25 protein-coding genes are annotated in these 26,365 nt (G+C 69.7%); 14 read left to right on the top strand and 11 right to left on the bottom strand.

Annotated features, from left to right (window positions below):
• The first annotated feature begins 210 nt into the window (after nt 1-210).
• From GGR16_RS20360 to GGR16_RS20340, 5 genes are all read left to right on the top strand, one after another.
• Complete coding sequence (locus tag GGR16_RS20360; protein ID WP_019402473.1) at nt 211-765, top strand: peroxiredoxin; 555 nt, start codon at nt 211-213, stop codon at nt 763-765.
• Nucleotides 766-826: 61 nt separating this feature from the next.
• The gene (ahpD, locus tag GGR16_RS20355) at nt 827-1,363 is read left to right on the top strand and encodes an alkylhydroperoxidase, AhpD family (RefSeq protein ID WP_183317817.1); all 537 of its coding nucleotides are present in this window, start codon (nt 827-829) and stop codon (nt 1,361-1,363) included.
• 140 nt (nt 1,364-1,503) lie between these two features.
• On the top strand, nt 1,504-2,190 hold the full coding sequence (locus GGR16_RS20350) for a response regulator transcription factor (protein WP_019402475.1): 687 nt from the start codon (nt 1,504-1,506) through the stop codon (nt 2,188-2,190).
• Complete coding sequence (locus tag GGR16_RS20345; protein ID WP_183317816.1) at nt 2,187-3,554, top strand: sensor histidine kinase; 1,368 nt, start codon at nt 2,187-2,189, stop codon at nt 3,552-3,554. The genes GGR16_RS20350 and GGR16_RS20345 overlap by 4 nt, the downstream gene beginning before the upstream one ends.
• An 80-nt stretch (nt 3,555-3,634) precedes the next feature.
• Nucleotides 3,635-4,237: a class I SAM-dependent methyltransferase gene (locus tag GGR16_RS20340; RefSeq protein WP_183317815.1), complete on the top strand. Its 603-nt coding sequence runs from the start codon at nt 3,635-3,637 to the stop codon at nt 4,235-4,237.
• Nucleotides 4,238-4,274: 37 nt separating this feature from the next.
• On the opposite strand, the gene GGR16_RS20335 is transcribed toward GGR16_RS20340, so the two are convergent.
• Entirely contained in the window at nt 4,275-5,039 is a 765-nt protein-coding gene (locus GGR16_RS20335; protein ID WP_183317814.1) for a CPBP family glutamic-type intramembrane protease, read from the bottom strand.
• Nucleotides 5,040-5,242: 203 nt separating this feature from the next.
• On the opposite strand from GGR16_RS20335, the gene GGR16_RS20330 reads away from it, so the two are divergent.
• On the top strand, nt 5,243-5,980 hold the full coding sequence (locus GGR16_RS20330) for a P-loop NTPase family protein (RefSeq protein WP_019402479.1): 738 nt from the start codon (nt 5,243-5,245) through the stop codon (nt 5,978-5,980).
• Nucleotides 5,981-6,011: 31 nt separating this feature from the next.
• Nucleotides 6,012-6,728, top strand: a complete 717-nt coding sequence (locus GGR16_RS20325; RefSeq protein WP_183317813.1) for a hypothetical protein — start codon at nt 6,012-6,014, stop codon at nt 6,726-6,728.
• 11 nt (nt 6,729-6,739) lie between these two features.
• On the opposite strand, the gene cueR is transcribed toward GGR16_RS20325, so the two are convergent.
• Together cueR and GGR16_RS20315 are read right to left on the bottom strand one after the other, a co-directional pair.
• The gene (gene cueR / locus GGR16_RS20320) at nt 6,740-7,180 is read right to left on the bottom strand and encodes a Cu(I)-responsive transcriptional regulator (protein WP_183317812.1); all 441 of its coding nucleotides are present in this window, start codon (nt 7,178-7,180) and stop codon (nt 6,740-6,742) included.
• Nucleotides 7,181-7,191: 11 nt separating this feature from the next.
• Complete coding sequence (locus GGR16_RS20315; protein ID WP_281380645.1) at nt 7,192-9,708, bottom strand: heavy metal translocating P-type ATPase; 2,517 nt, start codon at nt 9,706-9,708, stop codon at nt 7,192-7,194.
• Between the two features lie 173 nt (nt 9,709-9,881).
• Here GGR16_RS20315 and GGR16_RS20310 point away from each other — a divergent pair, with 173 nt between their 5' ends.
• The gene (locus GGR16_RS20310; RefSeq protein WP_183317811.1) at nt 9,882-10,085 is read left to right on the top strand and encodes a heavy-metal-associated domain-containing protein; all 204 of its coding nucleotides are present in this window, start codon (nt 9,882-9,884) and stop codon (nt 10,083-10,085) included.
• A 6-nt stretch (nt 10,086-10,091) separates the two neighbouring features.
• Here GGR16_RS20310 and GGR16_RS20305 read toward each other — a convergent pair whose 3' ends face one another.
• The 6 genes from GGR16_RS20305 to GGR16_RS20280 all read right to left on the bottom strand — a co-directional run bounded on the left by GGR16_RS20305 (nt 10,092) and on the right by GGR16_RS20280 (nt 18,857).
• Nucleotides 10,092-11,045 carry a homocysteine S-methyltransferase family protein gene (locus GGR16_RS20305; RefSeq protein WP_183317810.1) on the bottom strand — a complete coding sequence of 318 codons (954 nt, stop codon included), beginning with the start codon at nt 11,043-11,045 and terminating at the stop codon, nt 10,092-10,094.
• A gap of 116 nt (nt 11,046-11,161) precedes the next feature.
• Entirely contained in the window at nt 11,162-11,950 is a 789-nt protein-coding gene (locus tag GGR16_RS20300; RefSeq protein WP_019402485.1) for a DeoR/GlpR family DNA-binding transcription regulator, read from the bottom strand.
• Nucleotides 11,951-11,982: 32 nt separating this feature from the next.
• On the bottom strand, nt 11,983-12,765 hold the full coding sequence (locus tag GGR16_RS20295) for an LOG family protein (protein WP_050996626.1): 783 nt from the start codon (nt 12,763-12,765) through the stop codon (nt 11,983-11,985).
• A gap of 104 nt (nt 12,766-12,869) precedes the next feature.
• Nucleotides 12,870-13,784: a DMT family transporter gene (locus GGR16_RS20290; RefSeq protein WP_019402487.1), complete on the bottom strand. Its 915-nt coding sequence runs from the start codon at nt 13,782-13,784 to the stop codon at nt 12,870-12,872.
• Between the two features lie 231 nt (nt 13,785-14,015).
• Nucleotides 14,016-17,627 carry an autotransporter domain-containing protein gene (locus tag GGR16_RS20285; RefSeq protein ID WP_183317809.1) on the bottom strand — a complete coding sequence of 1,204 codons (3,612 nt, stop codon included), beginning with the start codon at nt 17,625-17,627 and terminating at the stop codon, nt 14,016-14,018.
• Nucleotides 17,628-18,167: 540 nt separating this feature from the next.
• Nucleotides 18,168-18,857 carry a TetR/AcrR family transcriptional regulator gene (locus tag GGR16_RS20280; RefSeq protein ID WP_183317808.1) on the bottom strand — a complete coding sequence of 230 codons (690 nt, stop codon included), beginning with the start codon at nt 18,855-18,857 and terminating at the stop codon, nt 18,168-18,170.
• A gap of 214 nt (nt 18,858-19,071) precedes the next feature.
• Here GGR16_RS20280 and GGR16_RS20275 point away from each other — a divergent pair, with 214 nt between their 5' ends.
• The 3 genes from GGR16_RS20275 to GGR16_RS20265 are packed head-to-tail and all read left to right on the top strand — an operon-like array spanning nt 19,072 to nt 22,051.
• Nucleotides 19,072-20,070 (top strand): efflux RND transporter periplasmic adaptor subunit, encoded by a 999-nt coding sequence (locus GGR16_RS20275; protein WP_019402490.1) that lies wholly within the window; start codon nt 19,072-19,074, stop codon nt 20,068-20,070.
• An 11-nt stretch (nt 20,071-20,081) separates the two neighbouring features.
• The gene (locus GGR16_RS20270; protein ID WP_019402491.1) at nt 20,082-21,329 is read left to right on the top strand and encodes an ABC transporter permease; all 1,248 of its coding nucleotides are present in this window, start codon (nt 20,082-20,084) and stop codon (nt 21,327-21,329) included.
• Complete coding sequence (locus tag GGR16_RS20265; protein WP_183317807.1) at nt 21,326-22,051, top strand: ABC transporter ATP-binding protein; 726 nt, start codon at nt 21,326-21,328, stop codon at nt 22,049-22,051. Before GGR16_RS20270 ends, GGR16_RS20265 begins: the two co-directional genes overlap by 4 nt.
• On the opposite strand, the gene GGR16_RS20260 is transcribed toward GGR16_RS20265, so the two are convergent.
• Complete coding sequence (locus GGR16_RS20260; RefSeq protein WP_183317806.1) at nt 22,032-22,838, bottom strand: DUF72 domain-containing protein; 807 nt, start codon at nt 22,836-22,838, stop codon at nt 22,032-22,034. The genes GGR16_RS20265 and GGR16_RS20260 overlap by 20 nt on opposite strands.
• Nucleotides 22,839-23,028: 190 nt before the next feature.
• On the opposite strand from GGR16_RS20260, the gene modA reads away from it, so the two are divergent.
• From modA to modC, 3 genes are read left to right on the top strand one after another with little or no spacing between them, the layout of a single operon-like run.
• A complete protein-coding gene (gene modA / locus GGR16_RS20255; protein WP_183317805.1) occupies nt 23,029-23,784 on the top strand; it encodes a molybdate ABC transporter substrate-binding protein in 756 nt (251 codons plus the stop codon).
• 7 nt (nt 23,785-23,791) lie between these two features.
• Nucleotides 23,792-24,469 carry a molybdate ABC transporter permease subunit gene (modB, locus tag GGR16_RS20250; RefSeq protein ID WP_183317804.1) on the top strand — a complete coding sequence of 226 codons (678 nt, stop codon included), beginning with the start codon at nt 23,792-23,794 and terminating at the stop codon, nt 24,467-24,469.
• The gene (gene modC, locus GGR16_RS20245; RefSeq protein WP_183317803.1) at nt 24,466-25,563 is read left to right on the top strand and encodes a molybdenum ABC transporter ATP-binding protein; all 1,098 of its coding nucleotides are present in this window, start codon (nt 24,466-24,468) and stop codon (nt 25,561-25,563) included. Before modB ends, modC begins: the two co-directional genes overlap by 4 nt.
• Here the strand turns inward: modC and GGR16_RS20240 are convergent.
• Nucleotides 25,526-26,344, bottom strand: coding sequence for a helix-turn-helix domain-containing protein (locus tag GGR16_RS20240; RefSeq protein WP_183317802.1), 819 nt, complete (start codon nt 26,342-26,344; stop codon nt 25,526-25,528). The genes modC and GGR16_RS20240 overlap by 38 nt on opposite strands.
• Nucleotides 26,345-26,365: the final 21 nt, after the last annotated feature.

The raw sequence follows: 26,365 nt of genomic DNA, 5'->3' as shown, positions 1-26,365 counted from the left end.
GGGAAACGGCCAATCCCGAGCCATTCGTCGCACCGGGCCCGCCATGCGGCCTGCGCAATTTACATTCGCCGCCGGGCGGCTATTGTCGCGGCGCAGTGCATGATTTGTGCGATGCACAGGAGCCGTATCCACGGCTCCTTCCAGCCAATTTTCCCTCGGCGGCGCGGGCGCGGCAGGCGCAGCGCGGCCACTGCTTTGCGGAGAAGCGACATGCTCGGAATCGGCGACAAGCTCCCCTCGTTCAGCGTCACCGGCGTCAAGCCCGGCTTCAACAACCACGAAGAGAACGGCCAGAGCGCCTTCGAGACGATCACGGACGAGAGCTTTGCCGGCAAGTGGAAGGTGATCTTCTTCTATCCGAAGGACTTCACCTTCGTGTGCCCGACCGAGATCGCCGAGTTCGCCCGCCTCGCCGGCGAGTTCGCGGACCGTGACTGCGTCGTCCTCGGCGGCTCGACGGACAACGAGTTCGTGAAGCTCGCCTGGCGCCGCGCCCATCCCGACCTCGACAAGCTGCCGATCTGGTCCTTCGCCGACACCAATGGCTCGCTGGTCGACGGGCTCGGCGTGCGCTCGCCGGACGGTGTCGCCTACCGCTACACCTTCATCGTCGACAACGAGAACACCATCCAGCACGTCTATGCGACCAACCTCAACGTCGGCCGCAACCCCAAGGACACGCTGCGCGTTCTCGACGCCCTGCAGACGGACGAGCTCTGCCCCTGCAACCGCGAGGTCGGTGGCGCCACGCTGAAGGCCGCGTGAGCCGCGGGGCCGGGCGAGCATGCCCGGCCCTCACCCGCCCTTGAAGCCAAGGACGCAATCGATGTCGTTCGACACGCTGAAGAGCAAGATCCCCGACTTCGCCAAGGACGTGCGGCTCAACCTCTCGTCGCTGGCGCAGGACGAAACCCTGAGCGAGCAGCAGAAATACGGCCTCATCCTCGCCTGCGGCATCGCCACCCGCAACGCCGCGGTGGCCGCCGCCTGCGAGGCCGAGGCCAAGGCCAAGCTGTCGCCGGTGGCACTCGACGCCGCCCGCGCCGCCGCCTCGATCATGGCGATGAACAACGTCTACTACCGCTTCGTGCACCTTGCCTCGAACAAGGAATACGGCACCCTGCCGGCGAAGCTGCGCATGAACGTCATCGGCAACCCGGGCGTCGACAAGGTCGATTTCGAGCTGTGGTCCCTGGCCGTCTCGGCCATCAACGGCTGCGGCATGTGCATCGACGCGCACGAGAAGGTGCTCAAGGATGCCGGCCTGCCGACGGCCACCGTGCAGACGGCGGTGCGCTTCGCCGCCATCATCCAATCCGCCGCCGTGGCGCTGGAGGCCGCCGCGCTCGCGACGGCCGCGTGAGCCGCGCCTGCCGGCCGGGACGAGCGAAGGGCCGCCACGCGCGGCCCTTTTTCATTCCGGGCACGGCAGGACCCGCGCGGCGCAACGCTTCCGCAATGATCGCCGCTCACAGATGATGGTCCGGCACAGCGGAGCGACCATTGCGGATCCTGCTCGTCGAAGATGAGGTCGAGATGGCCGGCGCCCTGGCGTCGGCCCTGCAGCGCCACGACATCGTGCTCGATCACGTGACGAGCCTCGCCGAGGCGCGCGAGGCGCTGGCGGGCGACGTGCACCACGCCGTTCTCGTCGACCGTCGCCTGCCGGACGGCGAAGGCCTCGACCTCGTCCGCGGGCTCAGGAGCGGCGAACGCGAGGCGTTGCGCCATCTGCCGGTCATCGTGCTGACAGCCCGCGGCGACATCGAGGACCGGATTGCCGGCCTCGACGCCGGCGCCGACGATTATGTGCCCAAGCCCTTCGCCGTCGAGGAACTGCTGGCGCGCCTGCGTGCCATCCTGCGCCGGCCGGGCGCCGTCTCGCAGCGCTCGCTGCGCATCGGCCATCTGACCTTCGACACCGAGCATCGCGAGGCGAACGTCGGGGGCGCGCGCCTCGACCTGCCGCGCCGTGAGCTCCTGGTGCTCGAGACGCTGCTGCGCCGTGCCGGCCGCACCGTGATGCGCGCCGTGCTCGAGGAAGCGGTCTACGGCTACAGCGACGAGATCCAGTCCAACGCGCTCGATGCCCATGTCTCGCGCCTGCGCCGCAAGCTGACCGAAGCCGGGGCGGGGCTCGAGATCCACAATGTCCGCGGCGTCGGCTACCTGCTGCGGCCCGCCACATGAGGGGCGGAACGCGCCATTCGCTCAAGCGGCGCCTGGTGACGCGGCTCATCGCGGTGCAGGCCGCCGTCATCGCGCTCGTCGTCGTCGCGGCCTTCCTCGCGCTCTGGCTGGGCGGCCACTTCGCCAGCAAGCTCGAGCCCGAGGACGCGATCCTCGAGGCGGTGGCCCATGCCCTCGGGCGCGACAGCGGCGGCGGCCTCGTCCTTCGTCCGACGCGGCAGCTCGCCGACTTGCGACGGCGCTCGCCCGATCTGTGGTTCGTCGTGCGCGACAAGGATGGCATCATCCTCTCCGAAGGACGGGTGCCGGAGGAATATGCGCGCATCGGCGCCGTCGCCATGGGGGTCGGCCAGGCCCGCTTCGGCTGGAACCTCGGCGATCCGCCACGGCAGATCGCCCGCCTGAAGCAGATGGACACGGCCGCCGGACGCGTGCAGGTGCTGACCGGACCCGGCAGCTACATCCCCCTGCGACGCGTCGTCTGGGCGGTCGCGATCAGCGTCGCCGGGATCGTCCTGCCCATCGTCCTCGTCATGGCACTGGCGACGCTGACCGCAACGCCGCTCGTCGTCGGCCGGGCGCTGTCCGGCCTGAGGACCGTCGCCGAGAAGGCGCGCCAGATCGACGCCGGCCGGCGCGGCGGGCGCCTGCCGCTCGACGGCGTGCCGGCCGAGGTCGTGCCGCTCGTCACGGCCGTCAACGACGCCCTCGCCCGTCTCGACGACGGCTACGAGCGGCGCCAGCGGTTCCTCGTCGATGCCGCGCACGAGCTGCGCACGCCCATCGCCATCCTGACGACGCGGCTCGAGGCGCTCGACGACAGCCCGCAGCGGCAGCGCCTGCTCGCCGACGCTGCCCGCCTCTCCAACCTCGCGGGCCAGCTATTGGACCTGCAGCGCATCGATGCGGCGCCCTGTGCCATGACGACCCTCGACCTCGTCGCCCTGGCGCGCGAGGTCGCCGCCGACCTTGCCCCGCTCGCCATCGCCGCGGGCTTCGAGCTGTCGTTCGAGGCGCGTGTGAAGACGATGAAGGTGCGTGGCGACCCGCTCGGGCTGGCGCGGGCGTTGACCAATCTCGTGCAGAACGCCATCGACCATGCCGGCCGGCCCGGCCTCATCACCATAACAGTTGCCGAAGGCGGCATCGTCGAGATCGCGGACGACGGCAACGGCATCCCTGCGGCCCAGCGCGAGCAGATCTTCGAGCCTTTCCAGCGCCTCGACACGCGCTCGCACGGCACCGGCCTCGGGCTGCATCTCGTCGTCGAGATCGTGCGTCTGCACGACGGCACCATCGCCGTCGTCGATGCGCCCGGCGGCGGCGCCTGCTTCCGCATCACCCTGCCGCAGCCGGAGGACTGATCCGGGCGGGCGTCATGCTTCCACAATCCGGGCCGGCGACAAGCGCATGGGGCCCGCCATAGGAAGGATCGTCGCAAGCCATGTCCGTCGCCCGTCCGTCCGATCTCGTCCAGTTCCTGCGCGCCTGGTGCGCCGACCCGGTCCATGTCGGTGCCGTTGCGCCATCCGGCCCCGCACTCGCCGAGCTCATCACGCGCGAGATCGGGCCGGGCTCGGCCCCCATCATCGAGCTCGGCCCCGGCACCGGCGCCTTCACCGAGGCGATCCTCGCCCGCGGCGTCGACGCCCGCGACCTCGTTCTCGTCGAATACGGCTCCGATTTCGCCCGCCTGCTGCAGGCGCGCTTCGGCAGGGCCCGGGTGCTGTGGATGGACGCGGCCCGCCTTGCCCAGGTCGAGCTGTTCGACGGACGTCCGGCCGGGGCCGTCGTCAGCGGCCTGCCGCTGCTCAACCTGTCGCCGCGCAAGGTCATGGCCGTTCTCGACGGCGCCTTTCGTCACCTCAGGCCGCAGGGCGCCTTCTACCAGTTCACCTACGGCATGCGCTGCCCCGTGCCGCGGACCATCCTCGACCGGCTCGGCCTCAAGGCGACGCTCCTCGGCCGTACCGTGCGCAACGTGCCACCGGCGGCGGTCTATCGCATCACCGCCCGCCCGCAGAGGCGCGGCGTGCAGCACGCGTGAAGGGCTGAACATCTCCTGCACGATGAGGCGCCCGCCCTCAGGACATGAGCAGCATCGGCGCGATCTGCAGGGGAAGATGCGCGGCCGCATGGGCGGCCATCGCGGCCTCCAGCCCCCGCCGGACGTAGATGAGCCCGCAGACGACACCCACGAGGCCGTTGAGCAGCAAGGCACGCAGGATGATCGCCGGCGTCAGCGGGACGAGGGCCGCCGTCGCCGGCAGATGGCCGAGGCCGAAGACCAGGGCCGCTATCACGATGGCGAGGACGATCGGCGCGGCCCCTGCCCGCGCGCCTGCGCGCCAGCCCCGCGCAAGAAGATAGACGAGCGCGGACAAGAGGAAGAGGCGCAGCAGGATCTCCTCGGCGAGGCCGCCATAGAGAAGACCGGCGAGGAGACGCTTGCACAGGACGACCTCGCCGAAGGCGGCCGCCGACGGCGGCAGAATGCCGCGGAAGAGGAGCACATCCGCAGCCACCACCAGAAGGCCGGTACAGAGCCCGGCCGCCACCGCCCGGCCAAGACGCGCGTCCGCAAGAGGCGCGGGCCGCCCGCCGGCCAGCGCCACCAGCAGCGGCGCTCCGGGAAGCCCGACGCGTGCGGCGGCCCTCAGGCCGAGGTGAGCGGCGAGCGCGAAGACGACCGATGCCTGCAGCATCATCCCGGCGACCAGCACCGGCCGGGGCGGCAGGTCGGCAATCTCGCCATGGAGGACGAAGGTCACCGGCAGGGTGGCGAGCGAAGCCACGACGCCGAGCCCCGACAACACCAGGACGAGCCGATAATGAACGGTTATCCGCATGTTCAGCCTGCTGCGATGATGCGCCATGGCGGCGCTGCAGGCCCTGCTAGAGCGGCGAGATTACCGGTACATGATGAACCGGCGCCGCAGCAGCACCCTGCCACTGAAATTGCATTCTTGACGTGTCACAACCATTGCGTGAATAATGCCTTTGCTTTCACACGGTCCTTTTTCACAAGCCTTTCTTTTCAGTGGGGTTTTTCATGAAACACACGGTTATCCTGGTCGGCGCCGACAAGGGCGGCGTCGGCAAGACCACGACGTGCCGCAGCCTTCTCGACTATCTCAACGAGCGCAGTGTCCTGCCACGCGCCTTCGACACCGAGGCCCCACGCGGCACGCTGCAGCGTTTTCACCCTGATATCAGCGAGATCGTCGACCTGACCCAGACGACCGGCCAGATGCGCATCGTCGACACGCTCTCGCGCACCGACGTCAAGGCAAGCGTCATCGACGTGTGCGCCGGACAGATGGTCCGCACCCTCGCCGCCCTGCGTGACATGGGCTTTCTCGAGGCGGTGGCCGAAAAGCGCTTCAATTTCATCATCCTGCATGTCCTCGGGCCGTCCATCGCCTCGCTGGACGAGATCGCCGAGACCGCTCCCTTCACGGATGACGCCCATTATTTCCTGGTGAAGAACAAGATGAACGACACGACCTTCTTCGACTGGAGCCCGACGACGTCGAAGGCCTATTTCGGCAAGGTCAAATGCGCGGGCGAGATCACCATCCCGAAGCTCAACGAGATGGCCTACGAGCAGGTGGAGCTCGCGGGAACCAGCTTTTCCACCTTCGTCGCCGACAGGACGCGCGACGGCGAGGAGGCCGGCTATTCCTTCGTGCTGCGCGGCTATGTCCGCACCTGGCTGCGGGCCGTCTGCGCGGAATTCGACCGCGTGCATTTCCACGACATCATGACGGCCCGCTCGGCGAAAGCCTGAGCGGGACCGGCGCAACCAGTTGGAAGCCCCAATGCGGCACGTCCTCATGAGTGGCTGGACGCCCATCTTCATCGCCTGCGGGCCTCTGGCGCACGCCGGCAAGACCCTCTCCGCGCGACTCTTCCTGGAGTTCTGCCGGGCGAACGGGCCACCGCCCCTGGCCTTCGACCTCAACCCGCACGATGCGGAGCTGACTGCGACAACCAACGGCGCGGCCGAGATCGTCAACCTCTCCACCACCGCCGGACAGATGCGGCTGTTCGAGGGCATGCTGCAGGCGGGGCCGGAAGCGCGTATCGTCGACCTGTGGCACGGCTCCTACGAGCCGTTCCTCGACCTCATGGAGCAGATGGACTTCGCCTCGGAAGCCGCCCTGCGCGACTTCAGGCTGGTGCTGCTGCTGCACGGAAGTTCGCTCGAGGAGCTCGACGTCCATGCCGCGCAGCTGCGCGCCCGCATCAATCCGGCGGAGACCATCGTCGTGCTCAACGAGCACATCTGCGAGGCGGCCGGCTCGGCCTTCGCGCGTTTCGAGCATTGCCTAGCGATCCCCCCGCTCGCACCCTCCATCCTGCGCCGGCTGGAACGCATGCGGCTCGGGCTCGTCGAGGGGACCGACGCCGAACACGGCCTGCCCTCCATGGTGGCCCGCAGCTGCCTGCGGGACTGGCTGACGCAGGTCTTCGCGCAGTTCCACTGCATCGAGCTGCGCCACCGTCTCGGCGCGACCACCTTCAACCCGGGCTGAGCATCCCGCCGTCACACCCGCGCAGGGTGCCTCGCCGCCCGCTTCTGCGGCTCCTCGTCGAGGTCGCCTCGGGCGAGGTTGTCGATGATGGGGCAGTGGGGCCGGTCGTCGCCCTGGCAATGGTCGGCGAGATGCCTGAGCGTGCTCACCATCTCGCGGATCTGCCGCATCTTCTCCTCGAGATCGGCGATATGGGTGGTGGCGATGCGCTTGACGTCGGCGCTGGCGCGACCGCGGTCGGCCCAGAGGGCGAGCAGCTCGCCGATCTCCTTGACGGAGAAGCCGAGGTCGCGCGCACGGCGGATGAAGCGCAGCCGGTGGATATCGCTCGTCGAATAGACGCGGTAGCCCGCCTCGGTGCGCGCGACGCCGGCGACGAGGCCGATCTGTTCGTAGTAGCGGATCATCTTGGCCGAGACGCCGGAGGCGGCCGCGGCTTCGCCGATATTCATGGGTTTGCTCCTCAGCTTCCGGCGCCTGCCGGCTGCGGCGGCGAAAACCGCCGCAGCCGCAGGGCGTTGGTGACGACGAAGACGCTCGACAGGGCCATGGCACCGGCGGCCAGCATCGGCGACAGCAGGATGCCGGCAGCCGGATAGAGCACGCCCGCCGCCACGGGGATGAGCGCGACGTTGTAGGCGAAGGCCCAGAAGAGGTTTTCGGTGATGTTGCGCATGGTCGCCCGCGACAGGGCGAGCGCCGTCGCGACCCCGGTGAGAGCGCCCGACATCAGCACCACGTCGGCGCTCTCGATGGCGACATCCGTCCCGGTGCCGATGGCGATGCCGACATCGGCGGCGGCGAGCGCCGGCGCATCGTTGATGCCGTCGCCGACGAAGGCGACGGGGCCGGCGCGCTTCAGCCGCTCGACGACCTCGACCTTGCCGCCGGGCAAGACCTCCGCCTCCACGGCGTCGATGCCGAGACGCCGGGCGACCGCCTCGGCCGTGCGCCGGTTGTCGCCCGTGATCATCACGACGGAGAGGCCGAGCGCATGCAGGGCCGCCAGGGCGGCCGGCGTCGAGGGCTTGACCGTGTCCGCGACGGCGACGATGGCGGCGAGACGCCCGTCGACGGCGACATAGAGCGGCGTGCGCCCCTCGTCCGCGAGCCGCGCCGCCTCTTCGGCGAAGGGCGCGACGGCCACGCCGAGCCGTTGCATCAGGCGGTCCGCGCCGACCTCGACCCGGCGGCCCGCAATGACGGCGCTGACGCCGAAGCCGGGATCCGCCGAGAAGGCCTCGGCGGGGGCGAGGCCAAGGCCCCGCTCCTCGGCGGCGCGCACCACCGCCTGGGCGATCGGGTGCTCGGAGCGCGCCTCGGCCGAGGCGAGGAGGCTGAGCACCTCGGCCTCGTCGAAGCCCTCCGCGGTGACGAGGTCGGTCAGCGACGGCCGGCCCTCGGTCAGGGTGCCCGTCTTGTCGAGGGCGACGGTGCGCACGCCGCGCAGGCTCTGCAGCGCGTCCCCCTTGCGGAAGAGGACGCCGAGCTCCGCCGCCCGGCCCGTGGCGACCATGATCGAGGTGGGTGTCGCGAGCCCCATGGCGCAGGGGCAGGCGATGATGAGCACCGCGACCGCATTGACGAGCGCAAAGGACAGGGCCGGATCGGGGCCGAGGGCCAGCCAGGCGAGGAAGGTCGCGCTCGCGACGGCGACGACCGCCGGCACGAACCAGGCCGTGACCTTGTCGACGAGGCCCTGGATGGGCAGCTTCGCGCCCTGGGCCGCCTCGACCATGCGGATGATCTGGGCGAGCAGCGTCTCGGCGCCCACCTTGGTGGCGCGGAAGGTGAAGGAGCCGGTGCCGTTGACGGTGCCAGCCACCACCTCCGCCCCCGCCTCCTTGGCGACGGGCACCGGCTCGCCCGTGATCATCGATTCGTCGACGAAGGAACGGCCGTCCACGACCTCGCCGTCGACGGCGATGCGCTCGCCCGGGCGCACCACGACGACATCGCCCGCCGCGACATCGCCGATGGCGATCTCGCGCTCGATGCCGTCGCGCAGGACGCGCGCCGTGCGCGGCTGCAGGCCGACGAGGCGGCGCACGGCCTCGCCGGTGCGGCCCTTCGCCCGCGCCTCCAGATAGCGGCCGACGAGGATGAGGGTGACGATGACCGCCGCCGCCTCGAAATAGACGTGGGTCGTCTCGGCCGGCAGCAGGGCGGAGGCAAAGGTCGCCACGCTCGAATAGAGGAAGGCCGCGCCCGCGCCGAGCACGACGAGGGCGTTCATGTCCGGCGCGCCGCGCAGCAGGGCGGGCACGCCCTTCGCGAAGAAGCGGCGGCCGGGCAGGGCGAGCACGGCGGCCGTCAGCGCGAACTGCAGCGGCCAGTTGAGATCGCCGAGCGTCGCCATCACCCAGTGGTGGAAATCGGAGAAGAGATGAGCCCCCATCTCCACGACGACGATCGGCAGCGTCATGACGGCGGCCAGGACGACGTCGCGGCGCAGGATGCGCGCCTCCTCGTCGCGCCGGTCCGTCGCCTCGGCCTCGCCGGCCGCGACCCCGTCGAGCGGGCGCATGCCGTAGCCGGCCCGCTCCACCGCCGCGACGAGCGCAGCCGCGTCGACCGTACCTGCGGCATGCCGCACGAGGGCCTCGCCGGTGGCGAGGTTGACGCTCGCCGCGATAACGCCGGGCACCGCGCGGAGCGCCTTCTCGATGCGCGCGACGCAGGAGGCGCAGGTCATGCCGTCGACGGCGAAGCGGCTGGTCTCGACGGCGACCGAATAGCCGGCCTCGGCGACGGCGGCGACGACGGGCGCGATGTCGGCGTCGCGGCCGGCGAAGGCGATCCGCGCCCGCTCGGTCGCGAGATTGACGTCGGCCGCCGCGACACCGGAGGCGCCGGCGATGGCCCTCTCGACGCGCCGCACGCAGGAGGCGCAGGTCATGCCCTCGATGGGCAGGAAGACCGTCGGGCCCTGCGCGGCGACGGCGCCGGCCGAACCGGCCTCGTCGGGTGATCTCTTCATCGGCAACTCCCACATGTCTCGAAGTTGCCCCTCACATGAGGCTTCCCATGATGGGAAGGTCAAGGGCCGTTGCAAGGGCCGTTGCAAGGGCCCTCCATCGGCTGACGCCGCTTGACCTTACCATGATGGGAAGGATTAGACAGGGCCGGAATCATTCATTCCGGAGATCATCCATGCTCACGTTCCAGGTTCCCGAGATGAGCTGCGGCCATTGCGTCGCGGCCATCGAGCGCGCCGTCAAGGCGCTCGATGCCCACGCCGAGGTTGCCGTCGACCTTCCCGCCCGCAAGGTGACGGTCAAGACGAGGCGCGACGAGGCCGAGATCCGCCGCGCGATCGATGAAGCCGGCTATCAGGCGGAGCGGATCGCCGCCTGAGCGGTGTCAGTCGAGGCACTCCTCGCAGATCGCGCGCAGGTGGCGGATGTCGGTGCCGCAGCAGCCGCCGAGCACGCACACGTGCTGCATGAGCCCCTGGCGCAACGTCCTGTAGCGCCGGCCGAGGTCGGCCGGATCGCCGGGATCGAGCTCGGTCGCCGCGTCGAGCTCGGCATGGCTCATGGCCGAGGCATTGGCGCGGATGCCGCCGATGCGGCGGCGCCAGGGGGCATCCGCGGCCGCCTCGTCGAGCATCCCGGCGAAATGCGTCGGGTGCGCGCAGTTGATCATGTAATAGGCGGGATAGCCGCCGGTCTCGTCATCCACCATCGCGATGGCTTCGGCAAGGCTCTCGCCGGACGGCAGCCGCCCGTCTGTCTCCACCGTGAAGGAGATGGCGACCGGCATGGCGTTCGCCCGCGCAGCGCGGGCGATGCCGGCGGCCTCGCGCGCATAGGTCATGGTGATGGCGCTCACCATGTCGGCCTCCGTCGCCGCGAGCGCGTCGACCTGATGGCCGTGGTAGCTCTCCGCCTCCGCGGGCGACATGCTGGTGTCGGCGACATAGCCGTCGCCGCGCGGGCCGATGGCCCCGTTGATGACGATGGGGGTGCCGGCGGCCTCGAAACGCCGGCGCAGCTCCTCCGCAAGCGTGACGGAGGCCCGCTGCACCCGGGCGAGGTCGGCCATGGTATAGCCGAGGCGCGCACCCCACTCAGGGCTGGCCCGCCACGTCGCCGTGTCGAGCACGAAGCCGACGCCGCGGGCGCGGGCGAGCTCGAGATAGGGCACGAAATAACGGCTCAGGCGCTCGCGGCCCTCCTCGTCGAGCACGAGAGGAAAGGCGGCAAAGCAGGGCAGGTCGAGATTGTCGTGAAAGACGAGGGTGGTCTCCAGCCCGCCATCCGCCAGGAAGGGCTGACCGTCGAGCTGCGGCAGTCGCTGTCGGTAGAGTGCCATCGTCCGCTCCTTTCAGCGTGCAACGGCCCATGAGGCGCGCTCGCGGCGCGCACCGTCCGTGCCGGGGCGCACATGGCGCCCGGCCGGGAGCGGCTATCCTAGCGCAGCGCGCGCGGCTACGCCTCCTCGACCTGCGTCTCGCCCACCTCGACGATCTCCACGCCGTGCTCGGCGCACAACTCGCGCAAGGGGGCGGAGGTCAGCCGGTCGGTCACGAAGACATCGACCTCGCGCAGGTCGGCGATGCGGACCGGCGCCGTGCGGTCGAGCTTGTGCGCATCGGCGACGAGGACGACGCGGCGCGCATTCTCGATGATGGCGCGCGCCACTCGCACCTCCCGGTAGTCGAAATCGAGCAGCGCACCGTCCTCGTCGATGGCCGAGGCGCCGATGACCGCATAGTCCACCTTGAACTGGCGCACGAACTCGACCGCGGCCGAGCCGATGATGGCCCCGTCGGCGCGGCGCACCGGCCCGCCCGCGAGGATGACTTCGATGGCCGGGTGGCGGTAAAGCAGCGTCGCCACGTTGAGGTTGTTGGTGATGACGAGCAGGCCCTCGTGGTCGACGAGCGCGCGCGCCACCTCCTCCGTCGTCGTGCCGATGTTGATGAAGAGCGAGGCGTTGTTGGGCACCAGCCGCGCCGCCGCCTCGCCGATCGCCCGCTTGCTGGTGTGGGCGATGAGGCGGCGGGCCTCGTAGGACAGGTTCTCGACGCCCGAGACGACGATGGCGCCGCCGTGCACCCGCGTCATCAGCCGCCGGTCGCAGAGCTCGTTGAGATCCTTGCGGATGGTCTGCGGCGTCACCTCGAAGCGCCCGGCGAGATCCTCGACATTGACACGGCCCTGGACGCGCGCGATGGCCAGGATGTCCTGCTGGCGCGGGGTGATGCTGTCGCTCATGGGGCCGCCCTTGCCGCTCGGGCCGATTCGGATCAGGGCGATTGTGAGGGCAGCCTGAGGCCGGAGGCAACGAGCTTATCCCAGATTTCCTCGGCGCTCTCGGCGAAATCGATCAGCTCGAGATCGTGCGGGGAGATCGTCCCCTCCTCGGCCAGGGCGTTGAAATTGATGATCGAGCGCCAGTAGCTCTCGTCGTAGAGCACGACGGGCAGGCGCGGCGCCTTCTGCGTCTGCTGCAGGGTGAGCAGCTCGAACAATTCGTCGAGCGTGCCGAAACCGCCGGGGAAGACGACGAGGGCATTGGCGCGCATGGCGAGATGCATCTTGCGCATCGCGAAATAATGGAAGCGGAAGGTGAGCTCGGGCGTCGAATAGGCGTTCGGCTCCTGCTCGTGCTGCAGGGTGATGTTGAAGCCGATGGAGGGCGCGCCGGCCTCGAAGGCGCCGCGGTTCGCCGCCTCCATGATGCCGGGCCCGCCGCCCGTGGCGATGACGTTGTCGCGCTGGCCGTCGCCGTGCTCCATGGCCCCGCCACGCTCGGAGGCGATGCGGCCGAAGCGGCGCGCCTCCTCGTACCAGCGGGCGCGGCGGGCGAGCTGCTTGCGCTCGCGGTCGCCGATCGCCTCGTCCTCGGCCGCAGCGTCGAGCGGCCGGGCGCGCGCGGTGCCGAAGACGACGATGGTGGAGCGCACGCCCCAGTCGCGCAGCGCCTCCTCGGCCTTGGCATATTCGAGCAGGAAGCGCACGCCGCGCATGGAATCCCCGAGCAGGAAGTCCTGGTCCAGCGCCGGCAGGCGGTAGGAGGGGGATTGCATCTGCTGCCGGTTGTCCTCGGTCGTCACCGCCTGCCTCGCTCGTTCAGCGTCGTTTCGAACCCTTCCCGATTAGCAGGCCCGGCGGCTTTGTCGAGCCCGCGGGGTCAGCGCCGGCGCAGCAGCGTCTGCTCGCGCAGGAAGATGAAGAGGCCCGCCGCGATGATGATGGCCGCGCCCGCGAGCATGGCCGCATCCGGGATGTCGCCGAAGACGAGATAGCCGAGGATGACCGCCCAGACGATCAGCATGTACTGGTAGGGCGCGAGCACCGAAGCGCTGGCGTGCTTGAGCGCCCGCGTCACGCTGATGTGGGCCGCGAGCGCCACGACGCCGAGGAGAGACAGCAGCGCGAAATCGCCCGCCTCCGGCGGCACCCAGCCGAAGGGCGCGAGCGCGATGCCGAAGACGAGCGCGCCGAGCGTCTGCCAGAAGACGAGGGACGTGTCGCTCGTGCCGCGCAGGTGGCGCGTCGTGATCATCAAGAGCGCGAAGAAGATGCTGCCGAGCAGCGCCACGAGCGCATAGACGTCGAGCGTCGCCGCCGACGGGCGCAGCGCGATGAGAACGCCGGCAAAGCCGACGAGCACCGCCGTCCAGCGCCGCCAGCCGACCTTCTCGCGCAGGAAGAGCGCCGACAGCGCCGTCACGTAGATGGGGCCGGCGAGATAATAGGTGACGACGTCGGCGAGCGGCAGGCCGATGACCGCCCAGTAGAAGAACACGACTTCCAAGGTGGCGAAGACGACGCGGGCGAGCTGCAGCCCCGGCTTCGGCAGCGTGAGGATATTGCCGAGGCCCTCGCGCCACACGAAGGGTGCAAGGACGAGAAGCGCCGCGAAGCTGCGGATCAGCAGCACCTGCGCCACCGTGAAGGTGGCGACCAGCCATTTGCCGAGCACGTCGTTGACGGAAAACATGAAGATGCCGAGCATCATCAGGCTGATGCCCAGGAGGGCGTTGCCGGGCGGCGACGCCTTGGAGGCGGCCGCGTCATCCTCGCGTGCCGGTGTTGCCGACATGGTGCGTCTCCCCGTGGCAGGACATGTGCCGACCTGCTCAATATCCGTGCATCGCCCGGCGCAACGGGAAAGGCAAGCGCGCCGATTGCATGGCTCGCCGGCGGCATTGTGGGGAGGCATCGTCAGCGCGAGGCGCGCGTTGATCGTCGACGGCCGCGGGAAGCGTGACCGGCACCGGGGAGGCAATCGGCCGGCTCCGGCGTGAACCGGAGCCGGCTCGACAGGCCACCTTCAGAATTTCCAGTTCACATTGCCGTGGACGCCGTGCATCTCGGTCGACTTGCTGAACTGCCCCGAATAGGCGACACCCACGGTCAGGTCCTTCGTGAAGGCGGCGTCGAGGCCCGCCTCCACGACACCCACGTTCTTCGCGATCGGCACGCCGTAGACCGTGAAGGGGCTGCTGCCGGCAAAGGCATGGACGGCGCTGAGCGTCGACTTGCCGAAGGCATGGCGCCAGCCGAGCATGCCGCGGGCGGTCAGCGCCATGTCGCCGAGGTCGAACTGGCGCTCGAGGCGCAGGCCCAGGGTGCCATAGAGCTTGTCCGAGGAATGGCCGGTGCCGGTCAGGGCGGCGACACCAACCTTTTCGCGATAGCCGTCCTCCTCGAGCCTGACATAGGCGAGGCCGCCGAAAGGCTCCAGCTTCAGCGCGTTCCAGCGAATCGCGTAGCCGAGATCGCCGTAGGCCTGCAGCGTGCTGGCGTCATAGCTCGAGGCCAGGCTCTCCGAGAAGCCGGGGAAGCGCACGTCGCGCGTGGTCGAGATGTCGTGCCAGGTGTAGCTGGCGCCGAGCTGCAGGCCGAGCCGGTTCCATTCCGCCCCGCCATAGAGGCCGATGTGATAATTGTCGCTTGATGCCCGCGAATGGCGCTCGTCGACGCTGAACCGGGACTTGCTGTAGCCGCCGACGAGGCCGACGCGGAACCTCTCCGCGACCGGCACATCCGCGCCGATGAGGAAGCCGCCCGTGCTGTGATCGAGCGAGGCGGCATTGCCATCGCCGTTGGTGCTGCTCCATGTGCCGAAGCCCTGCCCCCACAGGACGAGACCGTCCTCGATCCTGGGCGGGACCTGCCGCGGCATCGGGTCCTTGATGTTGCGGCTCGGCTCGTGCGTGGGCATCTTGCGGCCGAGGCCGCCGAGGGCGCTGCGCAGGCGGTTGCCCGTCGCCTCGCGGATGAAGCGGCTCTCCTCCAGGAGCCCGGCCTTGGTCGAGGCGTAGATCTCACCCGAGATCTGGTCGAAGGCGTAGCGCGCCTCCTCGTCCGTCTGCAGATAGGCGATGGCGCGGAAGAGTGCGTTGGTCGGGTAGTTGGTGGCGGGATCGCGCTGCCACTTGAGCTCCTGCGCCGCCGTCGCCGCGTTGATCTGGTTGACCGTGCGCCCGGCCTCCTGGAACAGACGATATTGCGCCACGTCGAGATAGACGTTGTTGGCGTCGTAATGGTCCTCCACCCGGTAGAAGGTCGACACCCACGTATCGCCGGTCAGCGTGTAGGTGCCGGTGCGGCCCCCGTCCGCCGTCAGCACCGTGTAGCGGTGCTCGAGCTCGTAGCGGGCCGGATCGATCTTGGTCACGTTGAGGACGGCGCCCGGATCGATCGTCGCCGTGCCAGTGACGTGGATCAGGTCGCTCTCGCCGGTCGAGCGCACCTCGGTCTGGTAGAAGGAGCCGGCCTCCTGCGTGAAGTTGCCGGCGATCGTGAGCGTGCCGATGGGTGTCCTGCCCGGATCGGTCGCGTTGCCCGGGGCGATGGTGCCGCCGGCATGCACGACGGTGGTACCTACCTGCCCGAGGCCTTCGAGCGTGCCGCCGGTGTTGACGTCGACCGTGCCGCCGAGGATGCCGTTGACGGAGAGCGTGCCGGCATCGATGAAAGTACTGCCCGTGAAGCCCGAGCTGTCGGCGGTGAGGCGCGTCACGCCGGAGCCGATCTGCCTGATCGTGCCGGTACCGGTGATCTGACGGTCGAAGACCTTCACGTCGGAGCGGTTGAAGGCGAGGGTGCCGTCGGCGCGGATGTCGACACCGGAGGTGGCGTCGATGGAGCCGGTGGTGCCGCCGTCGCCCAGCTGCAGCGTGCCGCGGAAGATGGTGGTGGGGCCGGTATAGGTATTGGCGCCGGTCAGAATCGTCGTCCCGGTGCCGATCTGCTCGACGGCGCCCGTCCCGCTGATGACCTGGCCGTAGGTATAGGCGTTGGACCGGTTGAACTGCACGACGCCGTCATTGACGATGTCGTTGACGACGTGGCCGGTCTCGCCGGTGTCGTTCGGCCCCTCGTGGCCGATGCGCAGCGTGCCGCCCGAATGCACCGTGACGTTGCCGGCGAGCACGTTGTTGACGACCATGGTGCCGCCGTGGACGTGGGCCGGGCCGGTGAAGCCGGACGAATCCCCGTCCAGCACCGTAAAGCCCTCGAAATGGTTGACGGTGCCGAGGCCGACGAAGCCGGCCTTGAAGCGGTAGTCGAGGGCCTCGTCGCCCGTATGCTTGAAATTGACCGTGCCGGCGCCCTCTCCGAAGCGGACGAAGGCGGCGTCGAGCGTGCCCGGCGCACGCGCATTCGCATCCGTGTCGGTGCCGCCGAGATAGGTCTTCACATCCGCGTGCAAGCCGTAGTCGACGCCCTGCGGCGACATGGCACCGATGTTGAGGATGCCGGTGGAGCCGGCTTTCTCGCCGATGACCAGCGTGCCCTCGCCGTCGGCGATGCGCACCGTGCCGCCGTCGTTGATGACGAGGACGCCGGCGGTGTTGCTCTCCGAGGCGAGGGTGAGGGACTGGCGATTGTCCCACAGGCTGTCGGCGCCGGTCACGAGCGCATAGCCGCGCGCCCCCGGCTCCTTGGCGATGACGCCGACCCCATTGTTGACCTCGCCGCCCTGGTCGACGATCAGGTATCCCTCGCCGCGCACGCCGACGTCGAGGCGTCCGCCGCCGCTCATGGTGCCCTGGCTCGTGATCGCGATGCCGACGCCGGTCGCGGTGGCTCCGAGTGCGATGTCTCCCGCCGTGGCCGTCGTCGCCGTCGCCCCGATGGTCCGGATATGGCCGTAGCCCGCCTCGCCGACGATGAGCCGGTCGCCGGTGGTCATCTGGCCCTCATTGACGATCAGGCCCGCGCCCGACGAATTCGTGCCGAGCGTCACCCGGCCGTTGGTGACGGCGGAGCTGCCGGATGCGATGAAAAGCGAGCCGGACCCCGCTTCGCCGACGGTGAGATTGCCGCCGGTGAGAAGGCTGCCCGTCCCGGTCAGGGTGACGGCGCCCGCGACCCCGCCGAGCTGGCCGATGACGGTGCTGCCACTGACCGCGATCGTGCCGCTGTTGCTGACGGAGCCCTGGAAGGCACTGCCGACGATCAGACTGCCGCCCACGGTGGCGGTGCCCGAATTGCTGAAGCTTCCGACGCCGGTCGAGCCGACGACCATCGTGTTGGTGACCGTCAGCGTGCCGAGATTGGTGAGGTTGCCCGCACCGAAGCTGCCGCTGTTCGTTCTGCCGCCGGAAAAGCCGATGAAGAGGTTGCCGGCCGCCGCGCTCGTGGCAGCGGAGATCTGGACGGTATCGTGCTGGACAGGACGGAAGCTCGTGCCGCTTTGATAGGTCGAAAGGCCGATGTTGACGTCCTGCGTCGCCGTCGGAAGGCCGGCAGCCCAGTTGGCTGCGTTGCCCCATTGGTTGTCACCAGCCGCCGCGCAAGTGCTGGTCCCGCACGTGTAGTAAAACGAGCTTCCTCCCGTCCAGGAGTTGGTCTGCGCCAGGGCCGAGGACGACGTCGCCACCACGAGCGCCAACAATGAGCTGCCCAGTTCTATATTTTTAGCCGGCTTCATATTATCCTCTACTCGTTCTGAGCACGGATTGGGTCGAGGCGGGGGTGAGCTTTCAGGATGCCAAGCGGCCGTGCGCGATCCGACGGATCTGCGCCGGACGCGATGCCGATGGCGGCAAGGTTCTGTAGCGAGGAGCGCCCCCCAAAAACGCTGGCCCTTAGCAAAGCCGCCATCACGCCCGCGACTCAAGGCAGCTTGCGGCTTGCGCAAAGCAATCCGCGCACAGGAGCACGATTACCAGTATATCCACAGCCTCATTCGGCCGGCCTGCGTATACATTGATAAGAAATGAAAATTTCTCTTATTTATGAATAACTGTAATATATGGCTGCTTATGCTATATTCATTTCGATATCATCAGATCTTATTATGAAAAGCGTCCGACGGTAAGTTCACCCCGCGCCTGCCTTTGCAATCGGCGCACGCGCATCGCAGCGCACGCCGCGCCGGTGCGACCGCGGCCCGGCCGGCGGAGATGGACGAGGAGAAGGAAGAGGTGAGCCCGACCCTGGAGGAGGCGCTGCCGGTCCCGTCCAGCGCCTATGCGGGCGCCATGAGCGCCTTCGCGAAGCCTGGCTCGACGAAGCGGACGCTCCCGTCGGGCAGGCCGAGGATGCGGTCGAGGGCGATGCCGTGCATGCGCAGTCGCTCGTCCAGCGCGGCGGCCGCCGCCTCGCCCTCGGGCGTGTCGGCGGCGTTGACGGCGCGGGCGACGGCATCGTGCGTGCTCGTGCCCAGGGCCAGGATGATCTCGGCGACGGCCTGTACGTCCGGCACGTCGAAGACGCCCTCCTCCCGCCCCTGAGCGATGATCCGGGCGAGCGCCGGCAGCGTCACGGCACCGACGGCGGCGTTCAGCCGGTGGTAGAGCACGAGGTTGCCGGGCCGGAAGATGACGTAGAACATGGCCCGGATGGCCGGCGCCTGCTCCACCTTGAGGCGGCGGGCGCGACCGAGGAAGGCGTTGAGCCGTCCGAGCGCATCGAGCCCCGGCTCGTCGAGGATCGCCTGCAGCTGGGCGAGGCTTTCGCGCGCCATGGCCTCGGCGAGCGCCTCTAGCACATCCTCCTTCGACGCGAAGTGATGATAGAAGCCGCCTTTGGAGATGCCGGCCCGCGCGATGATGTCGTTGATCGTCGTCGCTTCGTAGCCGCGCTCGAAGAACAGCCCCCGGGCGGCCTCGAGAAGCTCGCTGCGGCGCTCCTGCGGATGCTTGACGATGCGGGGCATGCCTCTTGCCTTCGCGCCTTGCTTCTTGACGACCGACCGCCGGTCTGTAATATGACCGACCGTCGGTCGGAAGAATAACGCCGGCGGCGGCTCTGCCGCAACCGGCATTTTCGCCGGCTGACGCAGCGCAATGTGGAACATGCCCCGGCAGGTCATGGTCAGGCTCGGCTAGGGTACAGGCCCTCCCGCGCTGGAGGCGTTCCGGAGAGACGTCGTGAAGACTTCGCGCATCCTCGTCCTCATCGGGCTCGTCGCCGCCGGCGGGGCCGGCGTCTGGTCCTTCATGCGCCCGACAAGCGTCGAGCTCGTGGCCCCGCGGCGGGGAGACGCTGCCGAGATCGTCTATGCGACCGGCGTCGTCGAGCCGCGCACCTGGGCCAAGGTCACGCCGCTCATCCGCGAGCACATCGTCGAGCTGTGCAACTGCGAGGGTCAGGATGTGGAGGAAGGCACCGTGCTCGCCCGCCTCGACAGCCGCCAGGCCGATGCGACCCTGGCCGAATTGCGGGCCCGCGAGCGTCTGGCCGCAGCGGAACACGAGCGCCTGTCGGTGCTCATCGAGCGCAATGCGGCGAGCCAGCAGGCGCTCGACCGGGCGCGCAGCGAGGTCAACCAGGCGGAAGCGCTCATCTCCGGCCACAAGGCGCGGCTCGAGAATTACGTGCTGCGCGCGCCGATGTCCGGCGTGGTGCTGCGGCAGGACGGCGAGGTCGGCGAGATCGCCGAGCCCGGCACCGTGCTGTTCTGGGTCGGCAAGCCCAAGCCCCTGCAGGTCGTCGCGGACGTGAACGAGGAGGATATCCCGCGCATCGCGGCGGGCCAGCGCGTCCTTCTCCAGGCCGACGCCTTCCCCGGCCGACAGCTCGAGGCGAGCGTCGACCGGATCACGCCCAAGGGCGACCCGGTCGCCAAAACCTATCGCGTCTACCTCGCCCTGCCGGACGACACGCCGCTGATGATCGGCATGACGGTCGAGATCAACATCGTCATCCGCGTGGCGGACAACGCCCTGCTGGTGCCCGCCGAGGCGATCCGCGAGAATGCGGTCTTCACCGTCGCGGATGGCGTGGCGCGCCGCCATCCCGTCGAGACCGGCATTCGCGGCCCGCGCGAGGTGGAGATCCTGTCCGGCCTCGACGACGATCAGCGCATCATCTCGCCGGTGCCCGAGACGCTCGCCGACGGCGCGAAGGTCAGGCCGGCGGAGCGGTGAAGAGGTGAACCATGCGCCTCCTCCTCGAACTCGCCATCACGCATATCCTCGGGCGCGGGCGGCAGACGGTCGTCGCCATCGCGGGTGTCGCGCTCGGCGTCGGCTTCTCCATCGCCATGGCCTCGCTGATGCAGGGCGGCGAGGACGACTTCATGGCGCAGCTGGTCGACACCATGCCGCACGTGCAGATCACCGACGAGCGCCGCACCGCGCGCCGCCAGCCGGCTGAGGACGTCTTCGCGCTCGCCGCCATCGCCGGCCTGAGGCCGAAGGAAGACCGGCGCGGCATCCTCAACCCGGCCGAGGTCGGCGCCATGCTGCGCGCCTTCGTGCCCGGCCGCATCTCGATGAGCCTCAGGACGCAGGGCGTCGTGCGCTATGCCGGGCGCGACGTCGGCATCAGCATCATCGGCATCGACCCCGAGGAGGAGGCGGCCGTCTCCTCCGTCGCGGGTGACTTCCTCGAAGGCAGCTTCGCCTCGCTCGCCGGCGGCGGCAACAACATCATCGTCGGCGACCGGCTGGCAGAGCGGCTCGGCGCCCGGCTCGGCACCACCGTCACGGTCGTCTCGTCGACGGGCCAGTCGCGGGGCTTCAAGATCGTCGGCCTGTTCCATACCGGCACGACCGCCCGCGACGAGGGCGAGGGCTACGTGCTGCTCAAGAATGCGCAGATCCTGAGCGAGCGGCCCAACGCCATCAACGACATCCGCATCAAGCTCGACGACCCGGCCGCCGCACCGGCCGTCGCCCGGCGCGCGGAGGCGCAGACCGGCTACAAGACCGTGCCTTGGCAGGAGGCGAACGAATCCCTGCTCGAGGCGCTCGTGATCCGCAACGTCATCATGTACACGGTGGTCGGCGCCATCATGCTCGTCGCCGGCTTCGGCATCTTCAACATCATCTCGACCATCACCCACGAGAAGGCACGCGACATCGCCATCCTGAAGTCGCTCGGCTTCACGCAAGGGGACATGCGCCGCCTGTTCCTCGTCGAGGGTCTCGCGCTCGGGCTCGGCGGCTCCGCCCTCGGCTGGGTCATGGGCTTTTCCCTGTGCTACGCCATGTCGCTCGTCCACTTCGAATTGTCGGGCGCGGCGGTGGGGCGCGAGATGACCCGCCTGCCGCTCGCCTGGAGCATCTGGCACTACGTCATCGCCGCGGGCTTCGCCCTCGCCTCGGCGGCCGTCGCAGGCTACCTGCCGGCGCGCCAGGCGGCGCGGCTCAACCCGGTCGACATCATCCGGGGGGCGTCATGAGCCCGCTCATCGAAGCCCGCGGGCTGACCCGCATCCTGCCCGCCACCGTGCCGGTCACCCTCGTGCGCGACGTGTCGCTGACCATCGGCGAGCGCGAGTTCATCGCCATCACCGGCCCCTCGGGCTCCGGCAAGTCCTCCCTGCTCTACCTGCTCGGGCTGCTCGACGAGCCGACGGAGGGCACGCTCAGCCTCGCCGGGCACGACACGTCCGGCCTCGACGACGAGGCACGGGCGAAGCTGCGGCTCGCCACCATCGGCTTCGTCTTTCAGTTCCACTTCCTGCTGCCGGAATTCACGGCGCGCGAGAATGTCGAGATCCCCATGCGCAAGCTCGGCCGGCTCTCGCCCGGCGAGATGCGAAAGCGCGCGGCCGAGCTCCTCGCGGCGATCGGCCTTGCCGATCATCTCGACAAGCGGCCGGACCAGCTCTCCGGCGGCCAGCGCCAGCGCGTTGCGGTGGCGCGGGCGCTCGCCAACGACCCGCCGCTCGTGCTCGCCGACGAGCCGACCGGCAGCCTCGATTCGAAGAGCTCCGAGCAGGTCTTCCTCATCCTCGACGACCTCGTGCGCCAGCGCGGCAAGACCGTCGTCGCCGTCACCCACGACCTGGACATCGCGGGTCGCGTCGACCGGCGCATCCATCTCGTCGACGGCAAGGTGGTGAGCGACGAGCGCAACGACGCGAAAGAGGCGGAACCCGCTACGCCAGACGCTCGATGAGCGCCATCGCGGCCGCCGGATTGGCCACCTTGTGGCCGCTGATGACATAAAGGTACACGTCCCGCCCCTGCGGCGCCGCGACATGGCGGGTGACGGTCTCGAGGTCGTCCGGCGCCCCGCCCGCCGCCCAGGCGCGGGCGCGCTCCGCCCAGGCATCGAGCGCGGCGGGCGCGTAGCCGAGGTCCTCGCCCTCGCTGGTGCCCATGATGCGGGCGTAGACGAAGGGCGCCGTCACGTCGGCGATCTGCGGATATTTGCTGTCCCCCGCAACGACGAGCGCAACCTCGTGCTCGCGCAGGAGGGCCATGAAATCCGGCGAGCGGAAGCTGTCGTGGCGCACCTCCACCACATGGCGCAGGGCGAGCCCGTCGACGGATTTCGGCAACAGCGCCAGGAAAGCGGCGAAGTCGTCCGGGTCGAACTTCTTCGTCGGGGCGAACTGCCAGTTGATGGGGCCGAGCTTCTCCCTGAGTTCGGCAAGGCCGCCCGTGACGAAGCGCTCGATCGATTCGCCCGCCTCGGCCAGCACGCGCCGGTTGGTGGCGAAGCGTGGCCCCTTGAGGGCGAAGACGAAGCCCTCCGGCGTCTCCTCGCGCCATCTGGCGAAGCTCTCGGGCTTCTGCGAGCCGTAGAACGTGCCGTTGATCTCGATGGAGGTGAGCTTGCGGCTCGCATATTCGAGCTCGCGCTTCTGGGCGAGGCCCTCGGGATAGAAGGTCCCGCGCCAGGGCTCGTAGGTCCAGCCGCCGATGCCGATGCGAATGCCGGGCGCTGCGTCTTGCGGCACGTCTCGTCTCCCTGTTCGTTGCAGACGGGGCGGCTCCTGCCACGGCCGCAGGCCCGCGGCCACCCGTTTCGCGCGACGATAACACCGCCGGCGCTTCCCTGCAGCCGGCGGGCACGTTATATACGTCGGAATATAACGCCTGCCCCAGGACCCGGATCGGCAGTCGCCGTCCGCACGGAGCCCTCCGCCGATGAAGACGAAGCCAGCGGTCCTTGCCCTTTTTCTCGCGGCCGTGCTCGGCGGCCCGGCGCTTGCCGGCGAGGTCCATGTCGCCGTCGCCGCCAATTTCACGGAGCCCGCGAAGGAGATCGCCGCCGCCTTCAAGGAGAAGACCGGGCACGACGCCGTCTTGAGCTTCGGCGCGACGGGCCAGCTCTATACGCAGATCGCCCAGGACGCGCCCTTTGGCGTCTTCCTCTCCGCCGATGCCGAGCGGCCGCAGCAGGCGGTCGCCGAGGGCCTGGCGGAGAAGGACAGCCGCTTCACCTATGCCGTCGGTCGCCTCGTGCTGTGGAGCAAGGACGCCGGCCGGACGCCGGACGAGGAGGCCCTGCGCGCGGGCGATTTCTCCAGGCTCGCCATCGCCAATCCGAAGACCGCCCCCTACGGCGCGGCCGCCGTCGAGACCCTGACGGCGCTCGGCGTCCTTGCGGCGGTCGAGCCCAAGCTGGTGCAGGGCAACAACATTGCCCAGACGTTCCAGTTCGTCGACACCGGCAATGCCGAGTTCGGCTTCGTCGCCGCCGCACAGCTCGTCGGCCGGGAGAGCGGCTCGCGCTGGCTGGTGCCCGAGCACATGCACCAGCCGATCCGGCAGGATGCCGTGCTGCTGAAAAAGGCCGCCGGCAACGAGGCCGCCGAGGCCTTCATCACCTTCCTCAAGGGGCCCGAGGCGCGCCGCATCATCGAACGCTACGGCTACGGCACCGGCGGCGGCGCGAGCTGAACGGGCCATGTCCGAGGAGATCTGGACGGCCGTCCGCCTCACGCTCCAGCTGGCGGCCGTCACCACCCTCGTGCTCCTCGTCATCGGCACGCCGCTCGCCTGGTGGCTGGCGCGGTCGCGGCGCTGGTGGGCCGAGGTGGTCGCGGCTATCGTCGCCTTGCCCATCGTGCTGCCGCCGACGGTGCTCGGCTTCTACCTGCTCGTGGCGCTCGGCCCCTCCGGGCCGGGCGGCCTCGTCGCCGGCCTGTGGGGCGCGCGCACGCTCGCCTTCACCTTCGAGGGGCTCGTCATCGGCTCGGTCGTCTATTCCATGCCCTTCGTGGTGCAGCCCATCCGCAACGCCTTCGCGGCGATGGGCGAGCGGCCGCTCGAGGTCGCGGCGACGCTGCGCGCCTCGCCCGCCCGCGCCTTCTGGACCGTGGCCGTGCCGCTCGCGCGCCCCGGCTTCCTCACGGGCGCGGTGCTCGGCTTTGCCCATACGGTGGGGGAGTTCGGCGTCGTGCTGATGATCGGCGGCAATATTCCGGGCGAGACCAAGGTGCTCTCGGTCGCCATCTACGACTATGTCGAGGCGCTGCAGTGGCGCGAGGCCAACATGCTCGCCGCCGGCATGGTCGCCTTCGCCTTCCTGGTCATCCTTGCGGTGACGCTGATCGACCGGCGGGTGGGGCGGATGCGCGAATGACGGCGCCGACGATCGAGGTCGCGCTCGCCGGGCGCCGCGGCGGCTTTGCGCTCGAAGCTTCCTTCACGGCTCCGGGGCAGGGCGTGACCGCCGTCTTCGGCCCGTCCGGCTGCGGCAAGACGACGGTGCTGCGCTGCATCGCCGGGCTGGAGCGCCTCGAGGGCACCTGCCGCGTCACGGGCGAGACCTGGCAGGACGAAACCACCTTCCGCCCGCCGCACCGGCGGCCCGTCGGCTACGTGTTCCAGGAAGCGAGCCTCTTCGCGCATCTGTCAGTGGAGGGGAACCTGCTCTACGGCGTGCGCGGACGCGTGCCGGCCGATGCGGCCGTCCGCTTCGACGACGTCGTCGAGCTGCTCGGCCTGTCGCCGCTCCTCATGCGGGCGCCGCACAACCTGTCCGGGGGTGAGCGCCAGCGCGTCGCCATCGGACGGGCGCTCCTGTCGCAGCCCCGGCTCCTCCTCATGGACGAGCCGCTGTCGGCCCTCGACCGGGCCACCAAGGACGAGATCCTGCCCTTTCTGGAGCGGCTGCACCTGTCCCTCTCCCTGCCCGTCCTCTACGTCACCCACGACATGCGCGAGGTCGAGCGGCTCGCCGATCATCTCGTGCTGATGCGCGCCGGGCGCGTCATCGCCGCCGGGCCGCTCGCCGCCCTGCAGAGCGACCCTGCCCTGCCGCTCGTCACGGCGCGCGATGCCGCTGTCGGTCTCGATGCGGTCGTGACCCACCTCGACCCTGCCTATGGCCTTGCGACGCTCGCCGTCGACGGCGGCGTCTTCATCGTGCCGGCCGGGGCCGGCACGATGGTCGGCGAGCGCCGGCGGCTGCGCATCGCGGCGGGCGACGTCAGCCTCGCCCGCGAGCCGCCCGGCCCGAGCACCATCCTCAACGTGCTCGAGGCGCGCATCCGGGCCGTGGAGGCCGGCGACAACGAGGTTACGGCCGTGCTCGGCCTGGGGCACGACGGCGCCGGGGCGCGCATCCTCGCCCGCATCACGCGCCGCTCCTTCGAGCGGCTCGAACTGAGCGAGGGCATGGCCGTGCACGCCCAGATCAAGAGCGTGGCGCTGGCACCCGGGGTGCGGCGCTGAGCGCGGCGGCGGTCGCCTCGTCGGCGGGGAAGAAGGCCTCGATCGCGAGCTCCGCGAGGGTGATGTCGACGGGCGTGCCGAAGACCGTCGTGGTCGAGAAGAAGGACAACGGGCCGCCAGGCGTCGCAAGGCGCAGCGGCACGAGGACGCCGCCGAAATCGCTGCCGTCCGCGCCTCCCTCAGGCGCCGGAAAAGCCTTCAGCTCCTCCATCAGCGTCATGAGGGCGGGATCGGCCGTCACCTCGATCTGGTGGCGCAGCCGGTCGAGGAGATGGGCCCGCCATTCGGCGAGATTGAGGATGTGCGGCGCGAGCCCCGCCGGATGCAGGCTGAGGCGCAGCACGTTGACGGGCGGCTCCTTCAGCGCCTCGTCGGCGACGAGCGCCATGAGCGGCGGCACCGCCGCATTGGCGGCCACGATGGTCCAGTGCCGGTCGAGCGCGAGGGCCGGAAAGGGCGCATGGCCTTCGAGCACCAGGTCGATGGCCCGGCGGGCCGGCGCGAGCGCCGGATCGTCGAGGCGCCGCTCGGGATAGACGGGCGCATAGCCGGCGGACAGGAGCATCAGGTTGCGCTCGCGCAGGGGCACGTCGAGGCGCTCGGCGAGCCGCAGGATCATCGTCCGGCTCGGCACCGAGCGGCCGCTCTCGATGAAGCTCAGGTGCTTCTGCGAGATCTCGACGTCGAGCGCGAAGGCGAGCTGGCTGAGCCGGCGGTGCTGCCGCCACTCGCGGATGTGGTCGCCGACCGTGCGGGCGGTGGTGGTGAAGGGCTTGGCCATGGCCCGACGATAACGCCCCGG

This window comes from Chelatococcus caeni (assembly GCF_014196925.1).
Classification (GTDB): Bacteria; Pseudomonadota; Alphaproteobacteria; order Rhizobiales; family Beijerinckiaceae; genus Chelatococcus_A; species Chelatococcus_A caeni.
Note: the sequence above shows the minus strand (reverse complement) of the source record. Positions and strands in the feature narration are given on the sequence as shown.

What these genes read in the sequence shown, in the direction of transcription:
- GGR16_RS20335 (WP_183317814.1), bottom strand. Translation starts at nt 5,039, where the DNA reads ATGCGGATAACCGTTCATTATCGGCTCGTCCTGGTGTTGTCGGGGCTC.
- GGR16_RS20360 (WP_019402473.1), top strand. Translation starts at nt 211, where the DNA reads ATGCTCGGAATCGGCGACAAGCTCCCCTCGTTCAGCGTCACCGGCGTC.
- GGR16_RS20310 (WP_183317811.1), top strand. Translation starts at nt 9,882, where the DNA reads ATGCTCACGTTCCAGGTTCCCGAGATGAGCTGCGGCCATTGCGTCGCG.
- GGR16_RS20305 (WP_183317810.1), bottom strand. Translation starts at nt 11,045, where the DNA reads ATGGCACTCTACCGACAGCGACTGCCGCAGCTCGACGGTCAGCCCTTC.
- GGR16_RS20240 (WP_183317802.1), bottom strand. Translation starts at nt 26,344, where the DNA reads ATGGCCAAGCCCTTCACCACCACCGCCCGCACGGTCGGCGACCACATC.
- GGR16_RS20340 (WP_183317815.1), top strand. Translation starts at nt 3,635, where the DNA reads ATGTCCGTCGCCCGTCCGTCCGATCTCGTCCAGTTCCTGCGCGCCTGG.
- ahpD (WP_183317817.1), top strand. Translation starts at nt 827, where the DNA reads ATGTCGTTCGACACGCTGAAGAGCAAGATCCCCGACTTCGCCAAGGAC.
- GGR16_RS20285 (WP_183317809.1), bottom strand. Translation starts at nt 17,627, where the DNA reads ATGAAGCCGGCTAAAAATATAGAACTGGGCAGCTCATTGTTGGCGCTC.
- GGR16_RS20290 (WP_019402487.1), bottom strand. Translation starts at nt 13,784, where the DNA reads ATGTCGGCAACACCGGCACGCGAGGATGACGCGGCCGCCTCCAAGGCG.
- modC (WP_183317803.1), top strand. Translation starts at nt 24,466, where the DNA reads ATGACGGCGCCGACGATCGAGGTCGCGCTCGCCGGGCGCCGCGGCGGC.
- GGR16_RS20300 (WP_019402485.1), bottom strand. Translation starts at nt 11,950, where the DNA reads ATGAGCGACAGCATCACCCCGCGCCAGCAGGACATCCTGGCCATCGCG.
- GGR16_RS20280 (WP_183317808.1), bottom strand. Translation starts at nt 18,857, where the DNA reads ATGCCCCGCATCGTCAAGCATCCGCAGGAGCGCCGCAGCGAGCTTCTC.
- GGR16_RS20270 (WP_019402491.1), top strand. Translation starts at nt 20,082, where the DNA reads ATGCGCCTCCTCCTCGAACTCGCCATCACGCATATCCTCGGGCGCGGG.
- cueR (WP_183317812.1), bottom strand. Translation starts at nt 7,180, where the DNA reads ATGAATATCGGCGAAGCCGCGGCCGCCTCCGGCGTCTCGGCCAAGATG.
- modB (WP_183317804.1), top strand. Translation starts at nt 23,792, where the DNA reads ATGTCCGAGGAGATCTGGACGGCCGTCCGCCTCACGCTCCAGCTGGCG.
- GGR16_RS20295 (WP_050996626.1), bottom strand. Translation starts at nt 12,765, where the DNA reads ATGCAATCCCCCTCCTACCGCCTGCCGGCGCTGGACCAGGACTTCCTG.
- GGR16_RS20345 (WP_183317816.1), top strand. Translation starts at nt 2,187, where the DNA reads ATGAGGGGCGGAACGCGCCATTCGCTCAAGCGGCGCCTGGTGACGCGG.
- GGR16_RS20265 (WP_183317807.1), top strand. Translation starts at nt 21,326, where the DNA reads ATGAGCCCGCTCATCGAAGCCCGCGGGCTGACCCGCATCCTGCCCGCC.
- GGR16_RS20315 (WP_281380645.1), bottom strand. Translation starts at nt 9,708, where the DNA reads ATGAAGAGATCACCCGACGAGGCCGGTTCGGCCGGCGCCGTCGCCGCG.
- modA (WP_183317805.1), top strand. Translation starts at nt 23,029, where the DNA reads ATGAAGACGAAGCCAGCGGTCCTTGCCCTTTTTCTCGCGGCCGTGCTC.
- GGR16_RS20330 (WP_019402479.1), top strand. Translation starts at nt 5,243, where the DNA reads ATGAAACACACGGTTATCCTGGTCGGCGCCGACAAGGGCGGCGTCGGC.
- GGR16_RS20325 (WP_183317813.1), top strand. Translation starts at nt 6,012, where the DNA reads ATGCGGCACGTCCTCATGAGTGGCTGGACGCCCATCTTCATCGCCTGC.